The following is a 21,892-nucleotide window of genomic DNA, read 5'->3' on the forward strand; positions in this document are numbered from 1 at the left end:
CGGCAACCTCTTTGGGTAACAACGTTCCACAGAAGGACATAAGCCATGCAATCATCTGCCGTGAAAGGAAAAAAAGACAAAGCCGGACATCCCAGCGGGGACAAGCGCTTCAAAGTGCTAGACATCACCATGAAGCGCAATCAGTTTCGGCAAGACGCACTGATCGAGGTTTTGCACAAAGCCCAAGAAGCATTTGGATATTTAGAAGAAGACGTTTTGATGTATATCGCGCGGAAGCTGAAGTTGCCACTCAGCCGCGTATTTGGCGTCGCGACATTTTATCATTTATTTTCCCTCAAACCCAGTGGCGCGCATACCTGCATCGTTTGTCTGGGAACTGCCTGCTACGTGAAAGGCGGAGGGGAGGTGCTGGCGTCATTAGAAAAGAACTTAGGAATCGAACAAGGAGAGACCACGGAAGACGGACAGGTGTCCCTGATTACCGCCCGATGTATCGGTGCTTGCGGGATTGCCCCGGCGGTGGTGTATGACGGAACGGTGGCGGGCAAACAAGAGCCAGAGCAGGCAGTGGAGCGCATCACTGCCTGGACGAAGACAAAAGCGGAGTAAAGAGTTAGGAGTGAGAATAGCGCGAAGTGCGAAAGCTTCATTCTTGATTCTTAATTCTAAGAAGAGGTAAAAAACTATGGAATTAGTGGAACTGCGCGAGATTGGCGAACGGGAAAAAAGCAAACAAGGGAAGATCCGGGTACATTGCTGTACCTCCACCGGTTGCCAAGCAGCGAACTCCTTGGGAGTGCTAAAAAACTTGCAAACCGCCTGTAAAGAGAAAGGATTGGACAGCGATCGCATCCAAGTAGTGAGCGTGGGATGCATGGGATTTTGCGGTCGCGGGCCATTAGTGCAAGTGGAACCGGAAAACAAACTTTACGAACAAGTCACCCCAGAAGATGCCCCCAGCATTATCGACGCCTTAGAGGGCGGGACGAGTACGGCGATCGAAGGCAATAGCGAGCATCCATTTTTCGCGCGACAAGTGCGGATCGTGCGGGAAACCAGCGGCAAAATCGACCCCGATCGCATCGACGAATACATCGCCGTGGGCGGATACGAATCTCTATACAAAGCGGTCCACGATTTAACCCCGCAAGAGATACTCGATGAAGTCACCAAGAGCGGATTGCGCGGACGCGGGGGTGGCGGATATCCCACCGGGTTAAAATGGGCCACGGTGGCCAAAATGCCCGGACGGCAGAAATATCTCATCTGCAACGCCGACGAAGGAGATCCCGGGGCATTCATGGATCGCTCGGTATTGGAAAGCGACCCGCATCGGGTGCTAGAAGGAATGGCGATCGCCGCATATGCCGTAGGCGCATCGGAAGGATATATCTACGTCCGGGCCGAATATCCCCTGGCCATCCAACGCCTGCAAACCGCCATTAAACAAGCCAAACGCTACGGCATCCTGGGCAGTCAAATCTTCGACTCCCCGTTTGACTTCAAAATCGAGATCCGTATCGGGGCCGGTGCCTTCGTCTGCGGGGAAGAAACCGCCTTGATGCAGTCGATTGAAGGCGGACGCGGCAACCCCCGTCCTCGTCCGCCCTATCCCGCACAAGCGGGACTGTGGACCTGTCCCACGTTAATCAACAATGTAGAAACTTTCGCCAACATTCCCGCGATCGTTCGCGAGGGCGGCGAGTGGTACGCCAGCATCGGCACCGAAAACAGCAAAGGCACCAAAGTATTCGCCCTCACCGGCAAAATCCGCAACAACGGCCTGATCGAAGTGCCGATGGGGATTACCCTGCGCGAAATTGTCGAAGAAATGGGCGGTGGCGTTCCCGATGGGGAAGTGAAAGCGGTTCAAACCGGCGGGCCGTCCGGTGGATGTATCCCGGCATCCATGTTAGATACCCCGGTGGGTTACGATTCCCTCATCAAAGCGGGTTCCATGATGGGATCCGGGGGCATGGTGGTGATGGATAAAGGCACCAGCATGGTAGAAGTGGCGCGCTTTTATATGGAATTCTGCCGGGGCGAATCCTGCGGCAAATGCATTCCCTGTCGCGCCGGTACCGTGCAGATGTATCAATTGCTGACCAAGATTATCAACAAACAAGCCACCCAGCGCGATTTGGAAAAACTGGAAGAACTGTGCGACATGGTGAAAAACACCAGTTTGTGCGGCCTGGGCATGACTGCACCGAACCCGGTGGTCAGTACCCTGCGCTATTTCCGCGAGGAGTATATGGCGCTTATCGATGGAGGTCCCGATCGCCAGGTGTCCGCGAGTCAGCAACCGGCAAAAATCGGCTAATCCCCGCTCGGGGCAATGCGACAATTGCCCCGCTGCAGATCTGTCCATGAGTGAGAGGAAAAGAGATGTCAGTCATCACGTTAAAAATTGATGGGGTTGATGTGGCGATCGAAGAAGGCGCAACGATCCTGCAAGCCGCAAAAGAATTGGGGGTGAGAATTCCTACCCTCTGCCATCTGGAAGGCGTGACCGATGTGGGCGCTTGTCGGTTGTGTTTGGTAGAAATCGAAGGTCTCAACAAACTGCTGCCCTCTTGCGTCACCCAAGCGGCTGAAGGAATGGTGGTGAATACCCACAGCGATCGCCTCCAGGAATATCGCAAGATGGTCGTGGAAATGCTATTTGCCGAAGGCAATCACGTCTGTGCGGTCTGCGTGGCAAACGGCAATTGCGAACTGCAAGACCTGGCGATCGAAGTGGGAATGGATCACAGCCGCTTCCCCTACCGCTTCCCCGAACGGGAAATGGATGTATCTCACGACCGCTACGGCATCGACCACAACCGCTGCGTCCTCTGCACCCGCTGCGTGCGCGTCTGCGACGAAATCGAAGGCGCTCACGTCTGGGATGTGGCCTATCGCGGGGCGGCGGCAAAAGTCGTCACCGGCTTAAATCAACCCTGGGGTGCGGTGGAAGCTTGCACCAGTTGCGGCAAATGCGTGGAAGCTTGCCCCACCGGTGCTATTTTCCGCAAAGGGTCTACCGTAGCCGAAATGACCCGCGATCGCGAAAAACTCGAATTTCTCGTCAACGCCCGCGAAAACCGAGAATGGACTCGCTAGGGAAACGCCAGAAGAATGAAGAATAAGCAATGACCTTTGCACAAAAAACCAATCACCCATGACAAAGGACAATTCTCCATTCTTCTTTCCCCCGACATTGATTAGGAGACGCAAAAATGAGTAAAATAAAATTGGCGACAATTTGGTTAGCCGGATGCTCTGGCTGTCACATGTCCTTTCTCGACTTAGACGAGTGGTTGCTCGAATTAGCCGAACATGTGGATGTGGTTTACAGTCCCGTGGGTTGCGACCTCAAAGATTATCCCGACGATGTGGATGTTTGCTTAGTCGAAGGTGCCGTCGCCAACGAGGAAAATTTAGAACTGATTCGCATTGCCAGAAAACGCACGAAATTCCTCGTTTCCTTCGGAGACTGCGCCGTTACCGCAAATGTTCCGGGAATGCGAAATATGCTCGGAAAAGCCGAACCCGTTCTGAAACGCTCTTATTTGGAATTAGGAGACGACTCACCGCAGTTACCCCATTTCCCCGGTATCGTCCCGGAATTGCTCGATCGCGTCCGTCCCGTCCATGAAGTCGTCGATGTAGACCTGTTTATGCCGGGATGTCCCCCAGACGCCGATCGCATCAAATCCACCTTAGAACCCATGCTCAAAGGCGAACAACCCGTCATGGAAGGGCGGGATATGATTAAGTTCGGGTAAAGGAAAAACTTGGTTTGGAGCTGGTCATTTGTGGGTTGTCCTTTGTCCTTTGTCCTTTGTCATTGGTCATTTGTCCTTTGTCCTTTGTCCTTTGTCCTTTGTGGGAGTACCAATGACCTGTTACCTGTTACCACATGACCAATGACCAATGACCTGTTACCACATGACCAATAATCAAATTTTCCTTTACTCTTATTCGGGAGAAAAACTATGTCTAAAACAGTTGTCATCGATCCAGTCACTCGTATTGAAGGGCACGCGAAAATTTCCGTGTATCTAGATGATGCCGGAGAAGTGGAAGACGCCCGCTTTCACGTAGTGGAATTTCGCGGATTTGAGAAATTCTGCGAAGGGAGACCCATGTGGGAAATGGCGGGAATTACGGCCAGAATTTGTGGAATTTGCCCCGTGTCTCATTTACTTGCTTCGGCGAAAACGGGGGATAAAATACAAGCGGTACAGATTCCGCCGGCAGGGGAAAAATTGCGCCGGATGATGAATTTGGGACAGATTACGCAGTCCCATGCCTTGAGTTTCTTTCACCTGAGCAGTCCCGATTTTCTGTTAGGATGGGATAGCGATCCGGCGAAGCGAAATGTGTTTGGATTAATTGCGGCGGATCCGGATTTAGCGCGCAGTGGAATTCGCTTGCGGCAATTTGGGCAAAAAGTCATCGAATTGTTAGGGGCGAAAAAAATTCACCCGGCGTGGGCGGTTCCCGGTGGGGTGAGAACGCCGCTAACCGAAGAAGGACGCAATTGGATTCGCGATCGCTTGCCCGAGTCGCGGCAAACCATCGACACCGCCTTGGGATTGTTCAAAGACCTACTCGATCGCTTTGAAACCGAAGTAAATACCTTCGGAGAATTCCCCTCCTTATTCATGGGATTAGTGGGCAAAGATGGAGTTTGGGAACATTACGGCGGTCATTTGCGCTTTACCGATAGCGAGGGCAATATTGTCGCCGACAATCTCAGCGAAGATGATTACGAAGAATATCTCGGCGAAGCAGTCGAACCCTGGTCTTATCTGAAATTCCCCTATTACAAACCGATGGGATATCCCGATGGGATTTATCGGGTCGGACCGTTAGCGCGCTTGAACATTTGCAGCAAAATGGGAACCCCGGCGGCGGATAAAGAACTGCAAGAATTTCGCGATCGCGCCGGGGGTGTTGCCACTTCTTCGTTCTACTATCACTATGCGCGATTAATCGAAATTCTCGCCGCCCTCGAACGCATCGAACAACTGGTGAACGATCCGGATGTGATATCGGAAAGAACCCGGGCGATCGCCGGCATCAATAACCTAGAAGGCATCGGCGTCAGCGAAGCGCCGCGCGGCACCTTATTCCACCATTATCAGGTAGACAAAAATGGGTTAATTAAAAAAGTTAACCTAATTATTGCCACGGGACAAAATAACCTGGCAATGAACAAAACCGTTACCCAAATTGCCAAACATTACATTCACGGAAACGAAATTCCCGAAGGGATGTTAAACCGAGTGGAAGCGGGGATTCGCGCCTTCGATCCTTGCTTGAGTTGTTCCACCCATGCGGCGGGTCAAATGCCTCTGCATATCGAATTAGTCGGCGCAGATGGTTCGCTTCTCAATCAAGTTTATCGGCACTAACGCATCTGTCGTTCCCGGTTTCCACCGGGAACGAAAAGGCAGACTCAGGAGAAAATGGAATGAGCAAAGAAAATCTATATTTGTGTATGGGGTCGGCATGTCATCAACTGGGGGTTTATGAAGTTTTACCGAAATTGCAAAGTTTAATTAAAGAACACGACCTAGAAGATAAAATCGAACTGAAGGGTTCGTTTTGTCTGGAAACCTGTAGCGTTGGCATTGTGATGAAGTTTCAAGATAATGTCTTCACCAAAATCAGTGCGGACAATATCGAAGAAAAGTTCACCGACGAGATTTTACCCAATATTCAAGAAGTAGTCAAGTAAGTTTTATGGTTCAGCAAAGCGAAAAAACGTTATGGGAACTTCTGTGGGAATATGACCCCAACGGATTAATCGTGGTGAATTCCGACATGACGATCGCCGTAGTCAATCCCGCCTTTTGTAAAATGTTTCAGGTCAACCGAGAAGAAATGGTGGGTCAAAACGCCGCCGATTTTTTCGGGGATGTTAGCGATTTGCAGCGCGTCTGGGAAAATAACGAGGTAATTCGCGGGAAAGAGAAAGAATTTCCCAGTCATAATTTGTACCTGCGCCAGGTGATTTTTTCCATTCAAGACCAGAATGCGATCGCCTGCATCATGGTAGACATCACCCACGAGTGGCAGCGCAAAAAAGAACTGCTCGAATTCAAACGAGAAACCGTGGCCAAAGTCAATGAAGTGGTAGACAATCAAATGAAAGTCGCCCAAGAAATTGCCGGGTTGCTGGGAGAAACCACCGCCGAAACGAAAGTCAGTTTGTTGAAAATTCTGAAACTCGTCGAAGGGGAAATGTTTTAGATGGATAACTTCTTAGACATTTATGACTTAAGTTTAACCAAGAAAGGAGAAGAACTCTGTGGCGATCGCGTCATTTTTCGCAAAACTGAAGACAAAACCACCATCGTGCTTTCCGATGGATTGGGCAGTGGCGTAAAAGCGAACATTCTCGCCACCCTCACCACCGAAATTCTCATTTCCATGCTTAATGCAGACGTACCGTTAGAGGAAGTCATTCCCACCGTTATCGGCACGTTACCCATTTGTCAGGTTAGAAAAATTGCCTATGCCACCTTTACCATTTTACAAATCGACCATCACAGCAATCAATTTAAAGTAATTAACTTCGACAATCCTCCTCCATTATACTTTAAAAAAGGCAAACTCGTCAAGTTAGAAGGCCAAACCCAAAAAATATTAGAGCGCAAAATTACCCTCTATGAAGGAGTGCTAGAACGAGATGACTTTCTCGGGGCGATTAGCGATGGCGTCCTTTACGCCGGGTTAGGTGTGGCCTTAAACTTTGGGTGGGGATGGGATAATATCGCCAAACATATCGAAGGAATCTTTTTGCATCAAACCCATACAGCGCGCAATATCGTGCAGAAAGTAATTGCCGAAACCCACTCCCTTTATCGCGGCCAAATTGGCGATGATGCCACCTTTGTGGGGGTCTACGTCCGACAGCGCAAACCGTTAATGATTTTCACCGGTCCGCCATTAGAGGAAAAGCAAGATCCGGTTTACGTGAAAAAACTGTTAAACTTTGAGGGTCGAAAAGTCATCTGCGGGGGAACCACGGGCAATATTGTGGCCAATTATCTCGGAGAAACCATCGAAATGGATATTGCCACCATGCGGAAAGAATTGCCCCCGATTGGCAAATTAAGCGGCATCGATTTAGTCACCGAAGGGATTTTAACCCTGTCGAAATGTCTGGAAGTGCTGAAAAAGTGCAACTGCGACATTGCCCGCTTGCCCAGGGATAACAATGGGGCGGTTTTGCTGGCCAAAGAAATCCTGCAAGCGGACTCGCTGTTGTTTGTTGTCGGGCAAAAAATTAACGAATTTTATCAAAATCCACTGCTGCCGAAAAATATCTCGATTCGCCGCAGTTTAGTGGAAGAAGTAGTGAAGCTTTTGCGCGACAAACAAAAAGAAGTTGCGTTAGAATATTGTTAAGAAACTATAGGGGGCAATGATGAGCCGATCGCTAACGGCAAATCCCATACATTCAGACCTAACTCGCCCGCTATCGGTCCTCGCGATCGGTTATGGCAATGACCTTCGCAGCGATGACGGCTTGGGTCAGCGGGTGGCAGAACGGGTGGCATCCTGGCAATTGCCCCAGGTGCGATCGCTGGCGGTTCACCAACTGACGCCGGAACTAGCAGAACCTCTCTCAGAAGCGGATGTAGCCATTTTTATCGATGCCTACCCCGCCACCGAGACCCAACAGGTACAAGTGGTAAAACTCGATTGCCCACATACCCTCTCCGGGGTCGGCGCTAGCACTCTCGACCACAGCAGCGACCCGCGATCGCTCCTCACCCTCGCCGAAGCGCTTTACGGACATGCGCCGCAAGCGTGGTTTGTGGCCATTCCCGCCACCAATTTCGAGTTTGGCGAGTCCTTCTCACCCACCGCCCAACGCGCAATGGGGGATGCATTAACCCAAATCGATCGGTTAATCCGCACTCCTGCTTCCCAAACCGTGGCTTAATCTCCACCCAATACCGATTATGCACGAAGTTAGTTTAATGGAAAACACCCTCGATATTGCGTTGCAACACGCTTCTCAACAAGGCGCGAACAAAATTCATCGCCTGAAAATGCGCGTGGGTGCCATGTCGGGCGTGGTTCCGGAAGCGTTAGAATTTGCCTTTGATGTGGTGGCGCGCAACACCATTGCCGAAGGGGCAAAATTTGAAATCGAACAAATGCCAGTGGTCTGCTACTGCACCAATTGTCAAACTGAATTTAAACCCGAAGATTTAATTTACGAATGTCCGCAGTGTCATCAACTCAGCCATGACATTCGCAGCGGACGAGAAATCGAGTTAACAACATTGGAGGTTTCTTAATATGTGTCAAGATTGCGGCTGCAGCATTGTCGGCGACGTGGGCATTCACAACCACACCCACGACCATTCCCACGACCATTCCCACGACCATTCCCACGACCATTCCCACGACCATTCCCCCGACTATTCCCACGACCATTCCCCCGACCATTCCCACGACCATTCCCCCGATCGCAATCATCACCATCACCCGCCAACAAACGGTCACAAAACTCTCGCGATCGCGCAATCTATTTTCAGCAAAAATGACAGACTCGCCGAACGCAACCGAGGCTATTTTCTCGCCAAACAATTACTCGTTCTCAACCTACTTTCTTCCCCCGGTTCCGGGAAAACTGCCTTCCTGGAACGCACTCTCAAAGACCTGCGCGATCGCCTCAGTGCTGGCGTGATTGTCGGCGACTTAGAAACCGATAACGATGCCATTCGCCTGCAAAGCAGTGGCGCACCCGCCGTGCAAATTACCACCGGCACCGTCTGCCATTTAGAAGCAGATATGGTGATGCGCGCCGCCGAACAACTCAACCTAGATTCCCTGGATTTACTCATCATTGAAAACGTGGGAAACCTGGTCTGTCCCGCCTCCTACGATTTGGGGGAAGACCTGCGCGTAGTCATGCTTTCGGTCACCGAAGGAGAAGATAAACCGCTCAAATATCCCACCGTTTTTAAGTCCGCTCAGGTGGTAATTGTCAGTAAAATCGATATCGCCGAAGCGGTGGAATTCGACCGCGAAAAAGCATTGAGCAACATTCGCCAAGTTGCCCCCCAAGCCACCATTTTTGAAGTCTCCGCCCGCAAGGGAAAAGGGATGGAAAATTGGTATCGCTGTCTGGAAAGTCACTTGAAGAAATCGCCGATAGCTTCTGCGGTGGAATCGTAGAGGTTATGCCTTAGAAAATTCCTCGGGGGAAATTCTAAGAATAGGGTAAGGTGGGCATTGCCCACCCTACCGCTACTTTTACCAACAACAACTGTCAGAAACCCGGTTTGTAGTTTCTTCGCTGAAATTTACCCCAAACTTCCATGATTGAATGCAAAACAGGCGCAGAAAATCAACCGCCTTCCCCGCAATTCTACCGGGTATGCTTGACGATTCGCGGGGCCGTGCAGGGGGTGGGTTTTCGCCCCTTTGTCTATCGACTGGCAACGGAATTAAAATTAACCGGATGGGTAAACAATTCGGCGCGCGGCGTGTTTGTCGAAGTGGAAGGGACGCCGCAACAATTAGAAACCTTTTGCCAGCGATTGGAGGCGGAAAAACCCGCGTTATCGTTCATTCAAAATTTAGAGGTAAGTTGGCAAGACCCGGTGGGCTATACGGCGTTTGAAATTCGCGCCAGTGTTTCTGGGGAAAAAACGGCGGTGGTCTTGCCCGATATTGCCACTTGTCCGGACTGTTTGCAAGAAATTTTCGATCGCCAGAATCGCCGCTATCGCTATCCGTTTACCAATTGCACCAATTGCGGCCCGCGCTATACGATTATCGCCGGATTGCCTTACGATCGCGGGCAAACCACGATGAAGCACTTTCACATGTGCCCGGAGTGCCAGCAAGAATATGACAATCCCCTCAACCGACGGTTTCACGCGCAACCCAATGCTTGCCCGCAGTGCGGTCCGCATCTGGAATTATGGGACAATACGGGGAAATCACTGGCAGAGGGCGATCGCGCCTTGCATAGCACAGTTACCGCACTTTGTCAAGGAAAAATTGTGGCCGTGAAAGGTCTCGGGGGCTTTCATCTGATGGTGAATGCCGGGGACGATCGCGCGGTGCAACGCCTGCGCCAGTGCAAGGGTCGGGAAGAGAAACCCTTTGCCCTGATGTCCCCCGGGTTGGACTGGGTGCGGCGGGTTTGTGAGGTATCGCCCCCGGAAGAGAGAGTGCTGCGATCGCCCGCCTGTCCGATTGTCTTGCTGCGCCGTCACGCGATCGCCGATCCTGCCATTGCCCCCGCCGTTGCCCCGGGCAATCCTTACCTGGGCATCATGCTGCCTTATACACCCCTCCATCACCTGCTGCTGGCGGACTTCGGGCAAGCGGTGGTTGCCACCAGCGGCAACCTCTCCGACGAACCGATCTGCACCGACGAAGGGGAAGCGATCGCCCGCTTGGGAAACATCGCCGATTTATTCTTAGTTCACAATCGCCCGATCGTTCGTCCGATTGACGATTCCGTCGTGCGAGTGGTAGCGGGACGAGAAATGGTGATGCGCCGCGCCAGAGGCTACGCACCCCTACCGATATCCGCCAATTTTAATTCCCCTAATTATACCTCACCCCCTGCCGATATGTCAAGGGGAAAAGCGGAAAAAAATCTGCTGAAAATCCTCGGGGTGGGGGCGCATCTGAAAAATACGATCGCCATTGGAGTGGGGGAGCAAATGTTTGTGAGTCAGCATATCGGCGACTTGGAAACCCCGCAAGCTTGCGCCTCCTTCGAACGGGCGATCGCCAGCTTGCAAGACTTATACGACGCTCAACCCCAACTGGTGGCGCGCGACGCCCATCCGGACTATCGCTCTACCCAATTTGCCGCCACCTTACACTTGCCCGTTATCTCGGTTCAGCATCATTACGCCCACGTGCTCGCCTGTATGGCAGAAAACCAAATTTTAGGCGAATCGGTGCTCGGCGTCGCCTGGGATGGCACCGGATACGGACTGGATGGCACGATTTGGGGGGGCGAGTTCTTGCGGGTATGCCCGTCATCCTGGGAACGTGTGGGACACTTTCGCACCTTTCGCCTGCCCGGGGGGGATAAGGCGGTGAAAGAACCGAGGCGGGTGGCGTTGGGGTTGCTTTATGAATTGTTCGGCGAGGCGGTATTTGGGGAGGGAAGTATCCTGGATGAGTTGCCTCACCTGCGCGATGCCTTTACGCCGTCGGAGTTGAAGCTGTTGCAGCGGATGTTTCAGCGTCAGCTCAATGTACCGCTCACTTCTAGTGCGGGCCGACTGTTTGATGGGGTGGCGGCGATCGCCGGGGTACGCCAAACCCTTAGCTTTGAAGGACAAGCGGCGATGGGGTTGGAATTTGCCTTAGAAGGCGCGGATCTTGATGAGGGTTATCCGGTTGAATTGCACCGGGATGAGGCCGGTTCCCCCGTGGTTTTTGACTGGGGACCGATGGTGGTGCAGATTGTTCGGGATCTGGGCGATCGCTTGCCGGTGGGGGCGATTTCGGCGAAGTTTCACAATACGTTAGTAGAAGCGATCGCGGCGGTGGCCCAGGCGGTGGGAGAAGAGCGCATCGTCCTCACGGGAGGGTGTTTTCAAAATGCCTATCTCAGCGATCGGGCAATTCGGCGATTGCGGGCAGCCCAGTTGCGTCCCTATTGGCATCAGCGCATTCCGCCCAATGATGGGGGGATTGCTTTGGGACAGATTGTCGCTGCATCCCGCGCGATCGCTTCTGAGTCAGAATATAAGCAGTTACAGAAAAGGAGTATCGATCCATGTGTTTAGCGGTTCCCGGCAAAATTGTCAGAATTACTGGGGAAGATCCCCTGTTGCGTAGCGGTTCCGTCAGCTTTGGCGGCGTGGTGAAGCAAGTGAGTCTCGCTTACGTTCCGGAAGCGCAAGTGGGCGACTATGTTATCGTTCATGTGGGATTTGCCCTGAGTGTGGTAGACGAAGCAGAAGCGGAAGAAACCTTGAATTATTTAGCGCAAATGGAAGAAGCGGAAGCGGAGACAATGGTTTCGTAATTGTCCATTCCCTCTTTTCGTTTCATGTCAAGCGGCGTAGGTTCGGCATTGCCCACCCACCCATTTTAGGTAGGGTGGTCAATGTCTCCGCCAATTGTATTCCACACTACATTTCTTCAGTCCGAGGATTGATTTTCTCTGCTGCACCTGCTGCTTCATTGGCCTCCGGAAGACCACTTGAACGGGAAATTGGGTGGCAACTGCCAGGACTCTGGGTTTGGGGCAATACTTAAGAAAATATAAAGACAAAAAACTTAATCATTTAGCCGAGAAATCTCGGTTAATGTAAGGGCGATCGTTCTGTTTCAAAAGTTAATAAAAGTTCAATGTTTGTTATCTTCGGCGGTGAATTGCCTTCTATCCCCTAGGGAACTGCCGGATTTTATGGGGTGAACCTAAATCAATAAACCGCTTGTGGTGCAAGGGTTTTAGCCGCTCAAGCCCGGGTGTAGCATCGGAGCAATTTCCCGCTTCCTCTTGACAAAATGCACCGATCTACCTGGGGGTAAATATTAAAAAATTCTAACAGCCAGCAGAGAAGTTCGAGTTATAATCGAATATGAAAGTGAAGCGAGAAGTTTCCCAACGGAGGGTTAAGCAAACGTTAAGAAAACAAGCAAGCGCGAACAGAGAAATATTCGGGAGTCGGTGGGTGAATTAAACAACAAAACTGTTGTTTGACCACGGTCTACTGAAAGGAAGAAAAAAAGATGAAATTATTAAATTAAAAGGGGGTAACTCCATACAGGTACCGAGTAGGGAATAAAAAGCATTGTTCGAGATATTCCCTGCCCCAAAAAATAAGAGATTTTGCCCAACAACGAGCAAAACTTGGTAGTTTCTCCACAAGGGTTGACGAAAATGACTAACAGAACACGTGCCACACTGGACGGGAACGAAGCCGTTGCCCGCGTCGCGTACAAATTCAACGAAGTAATTGCAATTTATCCCATCACCCCCGCTTCACCGATGGGTGAGTGGGCGGATGCGTGGATGTCAGAAGGGCGTCCGAACCTGTGGGGTACCGTACCCTCCGTGGTCGAGATGCAAGCGGAAGGCGGTGCAGCGGGTGCGGTACATGGTGCATTGCAAACCGGGTCTTTGACCACTACCTTTACGGCATCGCAAGGGTTGTTGTTAATGGTGCCGAACCTGTACAAAATTGCTGGCGAACTCACATCGGCGGTGATTCACGTAGCGGCGCGGTCCGTTGCGGCGCAAGCGCTGTCGATTTTCGGGGATCACAGCGACGTGATGGCGGCCCGGGCGACGGGATTTGCCTTATTGGCATCCGCTTCAGTACAGGAAGCGCACGATTTGGCAGCGATCGCCCATGCAGCCACCTTAGAATCCCGGGTACCGTTTATTCACTTTTTCGATGGATTCCGCACCTCCCACGAAATCCAAAAAGTAGAATTGCTCGAAGAGAGCGACCTGCGATCGCTGATTGACGACGAGTGGGTATTAGCCCATCGCCAGCGCGGACTGACCCCGGATCGCCCGGTCTTGCGAGGCACCGCACAAAACCCGGACGTTTTCTTCCAAGCGAGAGAAAGCGTGAATCCCTTCTACACCGAGTGTCCCGAAATCGTCCAAAAAGCGATGGACAAATTTGGGGAACTCACCGGGCGGCACTACAAACTGTTTGAATACGAAGGCGCGCCGGATGCAGAGCGAGTCATCATCCTCATGGGATCCGGGTGCGAAGCGGCGCACGAAACCGTAGACTATCTCACCGAACGCGGAGAAAAAGTAGGCGTGCTGAAAGTGCGGCTATACCGTCCGTTTGACATGAAGCGGTTTGTCGAAGCCCTACCGAAGACCACCAAAGCGATCGCGGTATTGGATCGCACCAAAGAACCCGGGGCGGGCGGCGAACCCCTGTATCTCGATACCATCACCGCCATCCACGAAGAATGGGCCGGCGAGAGCATGCCGAAAGTTGTCGGCGGACGCTACGGGTTATCTTCCAAAGAATTCAACCCGGCGATGATTAAAGGAATCTTCGACAACTTAGCGCAAGCCAAACCGAAGAATCACTTCACCGTCGGCATCAGAGACGACCTCACCGACACCTCACTCGACTACGACCCCGACTTCTCCAGCGAACCGGAAACCGTAGTGCGGTCGATGTTCTACGGCTTAGGCGCAGATGGAACCGTGGGGGCGAACAAAAACTCGATCAAGATTATCGGGGAAGAAACCGACAACTACGCGCAGGGGTATTTTGTATATGACTCCAAAAAATCCGGCGCGATTACGATTTCTCACTTACGGTTTGGACCGCAGCTCATTCGCTCCACCTATCTCATCCAACAAGCCAACTTCGTCGGCTGTCACCAGTGGATTTTCCTAGAAAAACTCAACGTCTTGAAATCCGCCGCCAACGGGGCCACCTTCCTGCTCAACAGTCCCTACGGACCGGATGAAGTGTGGAATCGCCTGCCCATCGAGACCCAAGAGCAGATCGTCCGCAAGAACCTGAAATTCTACGTCATCAACGCCAGCCAAGTAGCGCGCCAAAGCGGCATGGGCGGACGGATCAACACCGTAATGCAAGTATGCTTCTTCGCCCTTGCCGGCGTATTGCCCCGGGACGAAGCGATCGCCGAAATCAAAAAAGCGATCGAAAAAACCTACGGCAAGAAAGGCAAAGAAATCGTTCGCATGAACCTGCAAGCCGTAGACAACACCCTCGCCAACCTGTTTGAAGTCAACATTGGCGAAGCCAACAGCACCATCCACAAACTGCCAGCCATTCCCGACAGCGCGCCAGAATTCGTGCGCGACGTGGAAGGCAAAATGCTGATCAAAGAAGGCGACGACCTGCCGGTGAGCGTCTTACCTTGTGATGGCAGCTATCCCACCGACACCGCCAAATGGGAAAAACGCAACGTCGCCCAAGAAATTCCCGTCTGGGATCCCGACGTCTGCGTGCAGTGCGGCAAATGCATCATGGTCTGTCCGCACTCCGTGATTCGCGGCAAAGTGTACGACCCCGGACAACTGGAAAACGCCCCGGCAACCTTCAAATCCATCGATACCAAAGATAAAGAATTTGGCGGCACCAAATTCACCATCCAAGTGTCCCCCGAAGATTGCACCGGCTGCGGCATCTGCGTGGATGTATGTCCCGCCAAGAACAAAGCCATGCCAGCGCGCAAAGCGATTAACATGGAAGCGCAAATGCCCTTGCGCGAACCGGAAAACGAAAACTGGGCCTTCTTCGTAGATTTGCCGAATCCCGATCGCCGCAACCTGCACCTCGATCGCATTCGCCAGCAACAACTGCAAGAACCCTTGTTTGAATTCTCCGGCGCTTGTGCCGGCTGTGGCGAAACGCCCTATCTGAAGTTACTCTCGCAACTGTTCGGCGATCGCAGCGTCATCGCCAACGCCACCGGTTGTTCCTCCATCTACGGCGGCAACCTGCCCACCACCCCTTGGGCGCAAAACGCCGAAGGACGCGGCCCCGCCTGGTCCAATAGCCTGTTTGAAGACAACGCCGAATTCGGCTTTGGCTTCCGCGTCTCCATCGACAAACACGCCCAATATGCGGCAGAATTGCTCGCCAAACTCGGCGGCGACATCGGCGATAACATGGTGCGCCAGATTCTCGATGCCAGTCAAAAATCCGAAGCCGATATCTGGGAACAACGGGACCGCGTAGCACAGCTCAAGCAAAAACTGCAAGGCATGAATTCCCCAGAAGCCAAGCAACTGCTGAGCCTCGCCGATTACCTGGTGAAGAAAGACGTGTGGATCGTCGGTGGTGACGGTTGGGCGTATGACATCGGCTACGGCGGGTTAGATCACGTACTCGCTTCCGGTCGCAACGTCAACGTGTTGGTCCTCGATACCGAAGTGTACTCCAACACCGGCGGTCAAGCCTCGAAAGCCACCCCGCGCGGTGCTGTGGCCAAGTTCGCCGCTGGCGGGAAACCCGCACCCAAGAAAGACCTGGGCTTGATTGCCATGACCTACGGGAATATCTATGTAGGCAGCGTGGCGATGGGCGCGCGGGACGAACATACCCTGCGGGTGTTCTTGGAAGCAGAAGCCTATGAAGGGCCGTCCTTGATTATCGCTTACTCGCACTGTATCGCCCACGGGATTAACATGACCACCGCGATGACGCACCAGAAACAAATGGTGGAAGCCGGACGCTGGTTGCTCTATCGCTATAACCCGGATCTGGTCGCGGAAGGCAAGAATCCCTTGCAGTTGGATATGCGATCGCCCAAGAAAAAGGTGGAAACCTCGATGTACAACGAGAACCGCTTCAAGATGCTCACCAAGACCAAACCGGCAGACGCCAAGCGGTTATTGAAAGAAGCCCAAGAAGATATCAATACGCGCTGGCAGATGTACGAATATCTCGCCGCCCGTCAGCTTGGGGAACAAAACGGGCACAGCAAGCAAAGCAGCGAAACTGCTGAAAGCGCACCGCCCACCGAGTCCGCACGATAACTACCAAAGTCCGGTAAGGTGAAATCGAGGGAGTGAGGAAAATTTCTCGCTCTCTCCCCTCTCACCCTACCTCTGCTTGTGTTTTCCAAGGAGAATAAAGATAATGGATCTGAGTACCGAATATCTGGGTTTACAACTGCGATCGCCCCTAATCCCCTCCGCCGCCGCCCCCCTGACCGAAGACCTCGACAACATCAAGCGCCTAGAAGATGCCGGCGCAGGCGCGATCGTCCTGCATAGTATCTTTGCCGAACAGCTCAAAATCGAACAGCACGAACTCCACCATCACACCATCAGTCACACCGAAAGTTTCGCCGAAGCGCTCACCTATTTCCCCGACCCCGACACCTATCACGTAGGACCGGAAGTCTATCTCGAACACATTCGCGACGCCAAGCAACAGGTGAACGTTCCGATTATTGCCTCTTTAAATGGCTCAACCTTGGGCGACTGGGTAGACTACTCCATCCAAATCCAACAAGCCGGTGCCGATGCTCTAGAACTCAATATCTACAGTATCCCCACCGACCCCGACAAGACTTCCTCTCAAATCGAAGAAGAATATCTCGAAATTGTCCGGGCGGTTCGCGCTGATGTCACCATACCCCTGGCGGTCAAAGTCAGCCCCTATTTTACCAATATGGCCAATATGGCAAAGCGTCTGGATGAAGTGGGCGCGAATGGCTTAGTGATGTTTAACCGCTTCCTGCAAGCAGACATTTCCCCGGAAGAGTTGGAAGTGTGGCCTCATCTGGTATTGAGCAACCATCAAGAATCTCTCTTGCCCATGCGCTGGATTGCCCTGCTTTACGGTCGCATTCAAGCCGATATGGCCGCAACTACCGGGATTCAGAAAGGTCGCGATGCGGTTAAAATGCTGATGGTCGGCGCGAAAGTGGCACAAGTTTGTTCGCCTCTGCTGCGTCACGGCATCGAACACCTGCGCGAAATCGAGCGGGAAATGGTGGAATGGATGGAAGAACACGAGTATTCTTCGGTGAAAGAAGCGATCGGCACCATGAGCCAAATCAATGTGGCCGACGAAACCACCTACGAACGCGCTCAATACATGAAGGTGATCCAAAGCTTTGACTACGACGAAGCGTTAGTGACTCCCTCTACAGTATAATCGGTTTCCCCGCCCCCCGGCGGGATGGTTTCCTCGTTCCCGGGCCTTTGCCTGGGAACGCCTGCCGGCTGAATTTAGGGTGAGGCGATCGCGAATGTAAATAGATGTTAAAACCCATTGACAAGTCCCCGCCAACTCCATTAAAATCCATCGCACCAGCCAATTCTAAATATTTTCTAAAAAATTAATTTTTGTATCCTTTGTCACCGCGAAGCCGTCGAAATCTTTTAGGGTAGAAGCAGACGAAAAAGTTAGGCACTTAAGTGAAGGCGTTAAACTTATGGATCGGCAAAAACGAATCGGAATCCTCACCAGCGGCGGCGACTGTCCCGGACTCAACGCGGTCATCCGTGCGGTAGTCAAATGCGCCTCGCGCAAGGGCTGGGAAGTCTACGGCATTCCCTACGGAACCGACGGCTTTATCGAAATTGCCCAGGGGAATCGCCAACCCCAAGAGCTGCGATTATACGAGCATGGCTACGATATTCCCGGGGTTTTGCAAGGACTCGACGTGCTGCAATTCCTCAGCGGTAGCGTCCTCGGTTCCCTGAGCAAAGGAGACACGGAAAAGCCGGAAGTCGCCGCCCAAATTCTGGAAGGATACCAACGCTTAAATCTCGATGCTTTAATCGCGATCGGCGGCGATGGCAGCTTAGACATCATCTACAGTTTAGCCAAGAAAGGCGGTTGGAACTTAATCGGCATTCCGAAAACCATCGATAACGACGTGCCGTTTACCGAACGCGCCGTGGGCTTCGATACCGCCGTGGATACCGTCACCGCCGCCCTGTACGATCTCACCTTTACCGCCGCCAGTCACGAACGAGTGATGATTGCCGAGGTGATGGGTCGCGATGCGGGTCACTTAGCCCTGCACGCGGGCATTGCCGGCGGTGCAGATGCAATTTTAATCCCCGAACTCACCCCGGTGGTCAACGAAGAAACCATCGCCCATCTGTGCGAAAAACTGGCCAGTCTGCGTGAAGAAAAGCGCAAATTCGCCTTAGTGGTAGTTGCAGAAGGCGTGAAAGAGGGGTCTACAGAAGCCGGGAAAAATATCGGCAATTTTGTCGCTAAGCATATTAAAGCCTACAGCAGTCGCATGTGTTCCCTGGACCGCCCGGAATTCTGCGAGATGGAGAATGTGGATACCCGCGTCACCGTGCTCGGTCACTTGCAGCGCAGCGGTACCCCGTCATCGTTCGATCGCCTACTCGCCACTAGCTTCGGCATCAAAGCGGTAGACTTAATCGCGGCCCAACAATACGATCGCCTGGTGGTCTGGCAAAGCGGAAAAGTGGACAGCAAACCCTTAGAGACGATTATCGGGTTAGTCCGCCAGTGCCACGAAGAACACCGCTGTCCCTCTCCGGTGGATCCTTATGGCTTCATGGTGGGAACCGCGCGATCGCTGGGCATTTACATCGGCGACCCCCAGGTATCCACCCCCCAGACCGAGTATTCCGAAAACGGCAAAAGCGCCACTCCAGAACCGGAATTGGTCTCGCAAAACTAATCTCATTACCTCCGTTCGAGCCGTCCGATTGTAATCGGATCCGACAGCGCCACTTCCATTAGCGTTACCATGCCCGAAAGGCTCTTGCCCGGGTCGTCAGCGTTGCCATGCCCTTCGCTAACGGCCCGGGCAACGCTTCGGGCGATCGCCGGGAGTTTGGCTGCCATTTTGCCTGGGAATCCGTGGGAAACGCCAACCCCAGCGATCGTCATTCTTACCCTTTTTCCTCGCTGCTGGCAAATTGCGCGCATTGTATTAAATTCGTTAAAGAATGAACCGAGTTAAAGTGAATTGGAGGGACTTGTGGAAAAGAAAAAACGTCTGGGAATCTTGACCAGTGGGGGCGACTCCCCGGGAATGAATGCTGCCGTGCGTGGGGTAGTGCGATCGGCGATCGCCTGCGGCATGGAAGTCTATGCCATTTACGAAGGCTATCAAGGCATGGTACAAGGCGGCGCTTGTTCCACCGACGCCAGCACCCGGGAACAAGCGCCCCCGGCAGAAGCTTGCATCCGCCAGTTCCACTGGTACGATGTAGCGGGAATCTTGCATCAAGGCGGGACGATTATCGGCACTGCCCGCAGCCAAGAATTTCGCACCCGCGAAGGTCGCCGGCAGGCAGCTCGCACTTTGTTAGCTTACGGCATTAATGCGTTAGTGGCAATCGGCGGCGATGGCAGTCTCACGGGAGCCGATGTGTTTCGCCGGGAATGGCCGGAATTGCTGGCCGAACTGCGCGATCGCGGCGAAATCGACCGCGAATTAGCCGAGCGCTATCCCCATTTAACCATCGTCGGCTTACCGGCATCCATCGATAACGATATGTACGGCAGCGACATGACCATCGGCACCGATACCGCACTGCACCGGATTACCGAAGCCGTAGACGCCATTTCCTCCACCGCAGCCAGCCACCAGCGCACCTTTGTGGTAGAAGTGATGGGCCGCAACTGCGGCTATCTGGCGCTGATGGGCGCATTGGCAACCGGTGCCGACTGGGTAATGATTCCGGAATGTCCCCCAGAAGGAGACCATTGGGAAGAGCAGATGTGCGATGTGTTGCAAGCCGGTCGCGAATCCGGTCGCCGCGACTCCATCGTGCTGGTGGCTGAAGGGGCGAAAGACCGCAAAGGCAATCCGATTTCTTGTAATTATATCAAACAAGTGCTAGAAGAAAGACTCGGGGAAGATGCCCGGGTGACGATTTTGGGTCACGTGCAGCGCGGCGGCGCACCCACGGCATTCGATCGCAATTTAAGCACTTTATTAGGACACGCCGCCGTTCGCACATTGCTGGATATCCCCCCAGACAGCGAGCCGATTCTGATGGGAATGCGCGGCAACCGCATCACCCATTCGCCACTGATGCACTGCGTGCAACAGAGTCATGCCGTGGCCCAGGCGATCGCTCAGGGAAATTATCACAAGGCAATGGACCTGCGCGGTGAGAATTTTAAACATGCCTATGATACCCTGCATACCCTGATGCAAGCCAAACCCAGCAAGCCCGACATGCCGCGCACCAAACCGTTGCGGCTGGCAATTCTCAACTGCAGTGCGGCGGCACCGGGCATGAATACCGCAGTGCGGGCGGCAGTTCGCCTCGCGATCGATAAGGGTCACGTGATGTTGGGGGTGGAACATGGCTTTCGCGGGCTGATTGAGGGGAATATTAAACAACTCACCTGGTTGAGCGTGCGCGGTTGGGCCACCACTGGCGGCTCGGAATTGGGTACCAGCCGCAAGATTCCCAAAGCTAAGGATTTTTACGCGATCGCCCGTCAAATTGAAGCCCACGACATTCAGGGATTGTTGATTCTCGGCGGGTGGACCGGTTACGAAGCCGCCTATCAGCTTTATTCCCAGCGCGATACCTTCCCGGCGTTTAATATTCCCATCCTCTGTTTGCCCGCTTCCATCGATAATAATCTGCCGGGATGCGAACTGAGTATCGGTGCCGATACGGCATTGAACAATATCATCGAAGCGGTGGATAAAATCAAGCAATCCGCTGTAGCGTCGAATCGCTGCTTTTTGGTAAAAGTCATGGGCCGCTACTGCGGATATTTGGCCGTGATGAGCGGTTTGGCCACTGGGGCGGAACGAGTGTATATTAATGAGGAAGGACTCACCCTGCGGGATTTGCAAACTGACTTGTGTACCCTGATTGAGGGGTTTAAGCAAGGCAAGCGCGTCGGGTTGATTATTTGTAATGAAAACGCTCATTCGGTGTATGACAGCGAGTTCATCTGCGATTTGCTTGCAGAAGAAGGGAAAGACGTGTTTCAGGTGCGCCAAGCGATTCTCGGCCATTTGCAGCAAGGCGGCGATCCCAGTCCGTTCGATCGCATCCAAGCCACTCGTCTCGCCGCTCAAGCCCTGGACTTTTTAATCGCCGAAGCGCAACAGTCCACCCCCACCGGCGCGCTTATGCAGGTAGAAGGCGGTAAAATCGATTTTATCGACCTGGCGTTTATGCCCCGCATGGTGGACAAAGATAAGCAGCGCCCGAAAGTGCAGTGGTGGCTGCAAGAAGTCTGGCCGATCGGCAAGATTCTCGCTCAACCGGATCCAGAACGCGATCGCTAACTTGTAGCCGTTTGCTTTCCATCGGATCCTACCCGCCGAGCTATTCCTCCCCGGGCTAGCTCTGGCGATCGCCCCCCGCGCCATTCTCCCACCCCGGCGATCGGGGATTCATCTGCACGGCGGCGAGGGAGATGCACCAGGGCGATTGTCGGGACGAGTTCAGCAACAGGCTTGGGGTTGGGAAAAAAGTGGATAAACCCCCCCG

General features: G+C 52.9%; 18 protein-coding genes. 17 read left to right on the forward strand and 1 reads right to left on the reverse strand.

Features of this window, described 5'->3' with window-relative positions; genetic code table 11:
• Positions 1–45: 45 nt before the first annotated feature.
• From hoxE to LKK83_RS08150, 16 genes are all read left to right on the forward strand, one after another.
• Positions 46–570 (forward strand): bidirectional hydrogenase complex protein HoxE, encoded by a 525-nt coding sequence (hoxE, locus tag LKK83_RS08075; protein WP_324630535.1) that lies wholly within the window; start codon positions 46–48, stop codon positions 568–570.
• A 76-nt stretch (positions 571–646) separates the two neighbouring features.
• Positions 647–2,284 (forward strand): NADH-quinone oxidoreductase subunit NuoF, encoded by a 1,638-nt coding sequence (gene nuoF / locus LKK83_RS08080; protein ID WP_324630536.1) that lies wholly within the window; start codon positions 647–649, stop codon positions 2,282–2,284.
• A gap of 65 nt (positions 2,285–2,349) precedes the next feature.
• Positions 2,350–3,066 carry a bidirectional hydrogenase complex protein HoxU gene (gene hoxU / locus LKK83_RS08085; protein ID WP_324630537.1) on the forward strand — a complete coding sequence of 239 codons (717 nt, stop codon included), beginning with the start codon at positions 2,350–2,352 and terminating at the stop codon, positions 3,064–3,066.
• A gap of 116 nt (positions 3,067–3,182) precedes the next feature.
• On the forward strand, positions 3,183–3,731 hold the full coding sequence (locus LKK83_RS08090; protein ID WP_324630539.1) for an oxidoreductase: 549 nt from the start codon (positions 3,183–3,185) through the stop codon (positions 3,729–3,731).
• A 210-nt stretch (positions 3,732–3,941) separates the two neighbouring features.
• Positions 3,942–5,366 carry a Ni/Fe hydrogenase subunit alpha gene (locus LKK83_RS08095; RefSeq protein ID WP_324630540.1) on the forward strand — a complete coding sequence of 475 codons (1,425 nt, stop codon included), beginning with the start codon at positions 3,942–3,944 and terminating at the stop codon, positions 5,364–5,366.
• Between the two features lie 59 nt (positions 5,367–5,425).
• Positions 5,426–5,692 (forward strand): (2Fe-2S) ferredoxin domain-containing protein, encoded by a 267-nt coding sequence (locus tag LKK83_RS08100; protein ID WP_324630541.1) that lies wholly within the window; start codon positions 5,426–5,428, stop codon positions 5,690–5,692.
• A 5-nt stretch (positions 5,693–5,697) separates the two neighbouring features.
• Positions 5,698–6,207 (forward strand): PAS domain-containing protein, encoded by a 510-nt coding sequence (locus LKK83_RS08105; RefSeq protein ID WP_324630542.1) that lies wholly within the window; start codon positions 5,698–5,700, stop codon positions 6,205–6,207.
• Complete coding sequence (locus LKK83_RS08110; protein ID WP_324630543.1) at positions 6,208–7,368, forward strand: SpoIIE family protein phosphatase; 1,161 nt, start codon at positions 6,208–6,210, stop codon at positions 7,366–7,368. It abuts the gene before it with no gap.
• A 16-nt stretch (positions 7,369–7,384) separates the two neighbouring features.
• A complete protein-coding gene (locus LKK83_RS08115) occupies positions 7,385–7,909 on the forward strand; it encodes a hydrogenase maturation protease (protein ID WP_324630544.1) in 525 nt (174 codons plus the stop codon).
• A 19-nt stretch (positions 7,910–7,928) separates the two neighbouring features.
• A complete protein-coding gene (gene hypA, locus LKK83_RS08120; RefSeq protein WP_324630546.1) occupies positions 7,929–8,270 on the forward strand; it encodes a hydrogenase maturation nickel metallochaperone HypA in 342 nt (113 codons plus the stop codon).
• A gap of 1 nt (position 8,271) precedes the next feature.
• Entirely contained in the window at positions 8,272–9,153 is an 882-nt protein-coding gene (gene hypB, locus LKK83_RS08125; protein ID WP_324630547.1) for a hydrogenase nickel incorporation protein HypB, read from the forward strand.
• Between the two features lie 143 nt (positions 9,154–9,296).
• A complete protein-coding gene (gene hypF, locus LKK83_RS08130; RefSeq protein ID WP_324630548.1) occupies positions 9,297–11,741 on the forward strand; it encodes a carbamoyltransferase HypF in 2,445 nt (814 codons plus the stop codon).
• Positions 11,732–11,983, forward strand: coding sequence for a HypC/HybG/HupF family hydrogenase formation chaperone (locus tag LKK83_RS08135; protein WP_324630549.1), 252 nt, complete (start codon positions 11,732–11,734; stop codon positions 11,981–11,983). Before hypF ends, LKK83_RS08135 begins: the two co-directional genes overlap by 10 nt.
• An 861-nt stretch (positions 11,984–12,844) precedes the next feature.
• Complete coding sequence (nifJ, locus tag LKK83_RS08140) at positions 12,845–16,453, forward strand: pyruvate:ferredoxin (flavodoxin) oxidoreductase (protein ID WP_324630550.1); 3,609 nt, start codon at positions 12,845–12,847, stop codon at positions 16,451–16,453.
• 103 nt (positions 16,454–16,556) lie between these two features.
• Positions 16,557–17,582 carry a dihydroorotate dehydrogenase-like protein gene (locus LKK83_RS08145; RefSeq protein ID WP_324630551.1) on the forward strand — a complete coding sequence of 342 codons (1,026 nt, stop codon included), beginning with the start codon at positions 16,557–16,559 and terminating at the stop codon, positions 17,580–17,582.
• A 280-nt stretch (positions 17,583–17,862) separates the two neighbouring features.
• Complete coding sequence (locus LKK83_RS08150; RefSeq protein WP_324630552.1) at positions 17,863–19,098, forward strand: ATP-dependent 6-phosphofructokinase; 1,236 nt, start codon at positions 17,863–17,865, stop codon at positions 19,096–19,098.
• 5 nt (positions 19,099–19,103) lie between these two features.
• Here the strand turns inward: LKK83_RS08150 and LKK83_RS08155 are convergent, their stop codons facing one another.
• The gene (locus LKK83_RS08155) at positions 19,104–19,310 is read right to left on the reverse strand and encodes a hypothetical protein (RefSeq protein ID WP_324630554.1); all 207 of its coding nucleotides are present in this window, start codon (positions 19,308–19,310) and stop codon (positions 19,104–19,106) included.
• Between the two features lie 91 nt (positions 19,311–19,401).
• Between LKK83_RS08155 and LKK83_RS08160 the strand changes: the two genes are divergently transcribed.
• The gene (locus LKK83_RS08160; protein ID WP_324630555.1) at positions 19,402–21,687 is read left to right on the forward strand and encodes a 6-phosphofructokinase; all 2,286 of its coding nucleotides are present in this window, start codon (positions 19,402–19,404) and stop codon (positions 21,685–21,687) included.
• Positions 21,688–21,892: the final 205 nt, after the last annotated feature.

Source organism: Phormidium sp. CCY1219 (assembly GCF_035615515.1).
Lineage (GTDB): Bacteria > Cyanobacteriota > Cyanobacteriia > Cyanobacteriales > Laspinemataceae > CCY1219.

Bases quoted from the DNA above. Each gene is read 5' to 3' on its own strand.
- nuoF (WP_324630536.1), top strand. From the start codon at position 647: ATGGAATTAGTGGAACTGCGCGAGATTGGCGAACGGGAAAAAAGCAAA.
- LKK83_RS08090 (WP_324630539.1), top strand. From the start codon at position 3,183: ATGAGTAAAATAAAATTGGCGACAATTTGGTTAGCCGGATGCTCTGGC.
- LKK83_RS08135 (WP_324630549.1), top strand. From the start codon at position 11,732: ATGTGTTTAGCGGTTCCCGGCAAAATTGTCAGAATTACTGGGGAAGAT.
- LKK83_RS08150 (WP_324630552.1), top strand. From the start codon at position 17,863: ATGGATCGGCAAAAACGAATCGGAATCCTCACCAGCGGCGGCGACTGT.
- hypF (WP_324630548.1), top strand. From the start codon at position 9,297: ATGATTGAATGCAAAACAGGCGCAGAAAATCAACCGCCTTCCCCGCAA.
- LKK83_RS08145 (WP_324630551.1), top strand. From the start codon at position 16,557: ATGGATCTGAGTACCGAATATCTGGGTTTACAACTGCGATCGCCCCTA.
- nifJ (WP_324630550.1), top strand. From the start codon at position 12,845: ATGACTAACAGAACACGTGCCACACTGGACGGGAACGAAGCCGTTGCC.
- LKK83_RS08115 (WP_324630544.1), top strand. From the start codon at position 7,385: ATGATGAGCCGATCGCTAACGGCAAATCCCATACATTCAGACCTAACT.
- LKK83_RS08155 (WP_324630554.1), bottom strand. From the start codon at position 19,310: ATGACGATCGCTGGGGTTGGCGTTTCCCACGGATTCCCAGGCAAAATG.
- hoxU (WP_324630537.1), top strand. From the start codon at position 2,350: ATGTCAGTCATCACGTTAAAAATTGATGGGGTTGATGTGGCGATCGAA.
- LKK83_RS08110 (WP_324630543.1), top strand. From the start codon at position 6,208: ATGGATAACTTCTTAGACATTTATGACTTAAGTTTAACCAAGAAAGGA.
- hypB (WP_324630547.1), top strand. From the start codon at position 8,272: ATGTGTCAAGATTGCGGCTGCAGCATTGTCGGCGACGTGGGCATTCAC.
- LKK83_RS08095 (WP_324630540.1), top strand. From the start codon at position 3,942: ATGTCTAAAACAGTTGTCATCGATCCAGTCACTCGTATTGAAGGGCAC.
- hoxE (WP_324630535.1), top strand. From the start codon at position 46: ATGCAATCATCTGCCGTGAAAGGAAAAAAAGACAAAGCCGGACATCCC.
- hypA (WP_324630546.1), top strand. From the start codon at position 7,929: ATGCACGAAGTTAGTTTAATGGAAAACACCCTCGATATTGCGTTGCAA.
- LKK83_RS08100 (WP_324630541.1), top strand. From the start codon at position 5,426: ATGAGCAAAGAAAATCTATATTTGTGTATGGGGTCGGCATGTCATCAA.
- LKK83_RS08105 (WP_324630542.1), top strand. From the start codon at position 5,698: ATGGTTCAGCAAAGCGAAAAAACGTTATGGGAACTTCTGTGGGAATAT.